The organism is Bradyrhizobium sp. (assembly GCF_016462955.1).
GTDB lineage: Bacteria > Pseudomonadota > Alphaproteobacteria > Rhizobiales > Xanthobacteraceae > Bradyrhizobium.
Genome location: NZ_JAEMSD010000565.1, coordinates 1 through 4,072, shown reverse-complemented (window position 1 = coordinate 4,072; position 4,072 = coordinate 1). Strand labels below are relative to the sequence as shown.

3 protein-coding genes and 1 pseudogene are annotated in these 4,072 nt (G+C 58.0%); 1 reads left to right on the top strand and 3 read right to left on the bottom strand.

Annotation, left to right across the window (positions count from 1 at the left end):
- Both JHD07_RS34480 and JHD07_RS34475 read right to left on the bottom strand, forming a co-directional pair.
- Positions 1 to 718: DMT family transporter (locus tag JHD07_RS34480; protein ID WP_291630286.1), on the bottom strand; the 718-nt coding region annotated here is incomplete at its 3' end.
- Positions 719 to 1,191: 473 nt separating this feature from the next.
- A complete protein-coding gene (locus JHD07_RS34475; RefSeq protein ID WP_291630284.1) occupies positions 1,192 to 2,364 on the bottom strand; it encodes a DUF2569 family protein in 1,173 nt (390 codons plus the stop codon).
- Between the two features lie 161 nt (positions 2,365 to 2,525).
- Between JHD07_RS34475 and JHD07_RS34470 the strand changes: the two genes are divergently transcribed.
- Positions 2,526 to 3,545, top strand: coding sequence for a hypothetical protein (locus JHD07_RS34470; RefSeq protein WP_291630282.1), 1,020 nt, complete (start codon positions 2,526 to 2,528; stop codon positions 3,543 to 3,545).
- Here JHD07_RS34470 and JHD07_RS34465 read toward each other — a convergent pair.
- Positions 3,542 to 4,072, bottom strand: a pseudogene (locus JHD07_RS34465) (hypothetical protein); the annotation flags it as partial. The gene JHD07_RS34470 and the pseudogene JHD07_RS34465 overlap by 4 nt on opposite strands.

The following is a 4,072-nucleotide window of genomic DNA, read 5'->3' as shown; positions in this document are numbered from 1 at the left end:
GGGCGATGCCGCCGACGGCGAGCCCGCGGTACCAGAAGATGAAACCGACGAACATGCTGAAGACGGAGACGTAGGCGAGCCCGATCCAGGCCGGCACGCTGACGCCGTCCAGGCTGGGCGGCCATGTCAGGATCGCGAGCGCCAGCATCAAGGGCAGGGAGAGCAGCAGCGCCCAGGAGATCACCTGCCAGCCGCCGAGCCGACGCGACAGCGCGGCACCCTCGGCATAGCCGAGGCCGCACAGCACGATCGCCGCGACCATCAGCAGATCGCCTTCGAGCGAAGCGGAGCCGTCACCGGAGAGTGCGAAGCCGGCCACGGTGGCGCTGCCGAGCACGGCGAACAGCCAGACCCGCGGCCGCGGCCGCTCGCCGCCGCGCAGCACGCCGAAGATCGCGGTCGACAGCGGCAACAGGCCGATGAAGACGATCGAATGCGCCGAGGTGATGTGCTGGAGCGCGAGCGCCGTCAACAGCGGAAAGCCGACCACGACGCCGACGGCGACGATGGCGAGCGAGGCGAGATCCCGCCGCTGCGGCCGCGCCTGCCGGAGCACGGCGAGCACCGCTGCCCCGATCAGCGCCGCGATGACCGCGCGCGCCGAGGTCAGGAACAGCGCCGAGAAGCCGCCGACCGCCACCCGCGTCGCCGGCAGCGAGCCGCTGAAGATGATGACGCCGAGAAGCCCGTTGCCCCAGCCGCTGGCCGAAGAGTGCATGTTGGTCTCGCTTGGATGGGGGCGGCGGATCGGGTGCCGGGGCGGTTGAACGCCTCGCGTGATGGCATGGAATAACAAAGGTGCGAAAACAACCCCATGCACAGTAGACGGGGGTTGCAAGATCAATGGGTTAGTTGGGGGGCTGGGTTGAGTGCGAGTCGGACGGGGTTTCGGGAGCCGAAAAGCCGCGGGAACGTGCTTTGATGCGCCTTCCGGTGCACCCCCGCAAGTCGACGAGAATTGGCGCGATCGTTGCCGTCCATTCCGAAATGACGTCTCCCGTTTTCTTGCTTCGTCGGGCAAAACAGGAGCATAATGCCATCATCGCAGTAGGTCCGAGAGGCAGGGTCCTGGCAGGGCATCCCTGCGGCGAGCGAGTTGCTGAGGCGACGTTGGTTAGAGTTGCTCGCTCCGAGGTTGACCCTAGACAGTCGGAGTTAAGCCGCACTGTCCCCGATAACGCACCCCTTCCGTCACCCACCCAACATTTTCTTTTGCATGTCCTTCAGACAAGCTGAAGACGATTGTTCCACCCTTCTTTTCATCACGTCAGACTCAAGAAATGTCTCTGACGTCGCGCGTTGCAAGTCGCCATTCGTGATGGTTTGAGCAAGTGCGTCGATGTAACAGGTGCAATAAGCAACCAAGGTCTCGGGTGAGAACGAAGCCGCCTTAGTTTCGGGATCGCTCTCCTGTTTTTTAACGCAAGAGTCGAGACCAGTCTTCACAAAGGACTCGCGGGTCTTTCCTGATATTGACGCAGCGGGGTCAATCGTCGGCTTCGTTGTCGTGTTGAATTGTCGAACTATTCCCATTCCGACGATCACTGCGACAACCACCGCCCATCCGGCCCACTTACTTTCGCCAGCTTGCTTCGTATCCTTGGGCACAACAGGCATCGGGGGCGGCACGGCGGGATAGCTAGCAGACCGTGAAAGAAAAGACGCCGCAACGTAGTTCGCAATATCTCTCACGTCTTCCGCTCGTTGCCAGTCACTAAAGCTCGTGTGCCACACGTAGCTCCGCAGCGGATCCGGCTGCCGCAGCACTTCCTCCATTAATTCGTCGAAGGCAAGCGGCTGCGAAGGTTGACCGCCGTTGGCGAGATACCAAAAACCTCCCATTATGGCTCGGGGCGGTGGCGAAAGGTCCACTTGCCGGGCGATCCCGACCGCGCTCGGTTTCAGAGGCGCCATTGCGAAGGTAACTTTCACCCGCTTGGACACCAGCATGTAAGGTATCCAGATGCACGCGATTACAATGGATTGAACGATGTCTTTGTAGTCTTGTGGAGAGGCTTTCGTGTCATATCGAGCGCTCGAATATAGAAGCGCCGCAATCGGGAAGAAAACTGAAATAAGCGTCAGCCAGATATAGAACTTGGGAAATATCGGACTAAGTGACCATGCGTAATATAGGGCCGCAAGCCAAGCAATTCCCAACGCCACAGTACCGAGCGAGATAGAAAGGATAAATACACGTCCGTCTAAGGGCACCCCCTCCGAGTATGCCTCGAAGGCACTTGCTGCTCCATATATCGAATAACCCGCACCCAAGAGTGGATGGAGGATTGCCGGAATAACGAGCCAGCCTCGAATGCCAAAATATTGCTCTCCGCCGTCGTCGCCTCTAGGTTCGGCCGCCACTATTGCCCCCTTCAAATTCGCTAACCAAAGAGCGACCGGTGCGGCAGGCAAACCTATTCTGCGGCACTCCATTCCTGCCCTTTGCCACCGTCCATTAGTGGAAAACTTCTTGCGTACTGCAAGTAGTTGCGGAAGAATTCGCTACTTTTTGGGGGCGTGTTTTGGCCGGTCGCAGTAAGCTTTGGGCTATTTTCTATGGGCTGATTTGCGCCGTCCCTGCGGCTTGCCCGTCCCCTGCGGCCGACCTGAAAGCCTCCTCAACTAAGGACGGCCGGATTACCATCACTATCTCGGGTGAGATCACTCCGGGCGACACGAGCGCATTCACTGCGATAGTGAAGCAAGCCAACGACGCCGGTAAATTCGTCGCGAACATTCGATTGAACTCAGAGGGAGGGAATCTGTTGGAGGGCGTCAAGCTCGCTGACGCAATCCGGTTCGGCAAAATGTCCACGAACGTCGCACGAAACGCGACGTGCGCATCAGCGTGTTTCCTCATGTTTGCGGCGGGCGCGACGAAGTTTGCAACTTATGGCGCTCAAATCGGCATACACGGCGCCTCCGATGAGTCCGGCCGGGAAACGCTGTCATCCAATGCTGCTACCATATCGATGGCTAAGATTGCCAAAGAGCTAGGCGTTCCGTCCGCAATAATCGGACGTATGGTGGTCACTCCGCCCAGCGAGATGGTGTGGCTCAGCCCACAAGAGTTGCAGTCAATGGGCGTGACCATGATGGGCAAGCCTGCACAAACAGCGCTGGATAGCTCGCTAAGCCCCGGCCTGGAGAGTGGTCAACAGGCGAGACAAACTCCTCAACAAAGCCGTCCTAGTGAACCGCTTGATCTGCTTCCAAGAAGCTCGACTACCAAGCTGTCTTGGGAGAATCTTGTCGATAAGGTTGTTACGTTGTCCGCACAGCAAAATGGGGGGAATGCTCGGAGCGGAAGAACATGTCAGCCAGAAATCAAAATCTGCATTAACGCGGTGCTATTCAAAATGGACGGCGTTGACGCGATGATAAAAGTGACGCGAGACATAAACGATAGAATACTGAGAAGGGAATTCTGCACCTTCAATCCTTCCGGAGACATCCGCTTATGTCTCGACTGGGACACGCAACGGACCCATCGTGATATGCAAGACTCACGCGGGAATTGGACGAAGGTTGCAGACGATTAAAACTTGGTATGACGCAATGGCGTCATCACGAGGTTGCTCGTCCGCCCAAATTTGAGCGAGATGGCCACCTCGGTTCTGGCATCACTGCCTAGACGCGGCTTCGAGGGTCGCCCAATTTTCAAAGTAAGGGTCGAGCCATCCCAACTTGTACTGAGGCAGGGGATGGTAATCGGGCATGAAGCGTCGGAAGGTGCTGTCATTGCGCTGCTGCCCCTTCTTTCCAGGCGTGTGCAGCCAATCCTTATGAATTTCCTGGAGAGATTTGGCGACAATTCCGCTCGGAACGACCCATGTTTTCGGCTGGTCGGCGAGCGATTTTCCAAAATCGACAAACTATAGAATAGATTCGGCGACACGAGTTCTTCGTGCTTCTGCCCCATGTGCCACCCGCCGTCTGAACCGATGTCGCGCCGCACTTTTACTTGGACGGCGCAGAGCCGATCGCCCAGCTTATCGGTCACGACAATGTCCGCATTCGGCACTCCGGTCGGAGCAAGCGCCGCTATAATATTTCGGCGCAGAAGCTG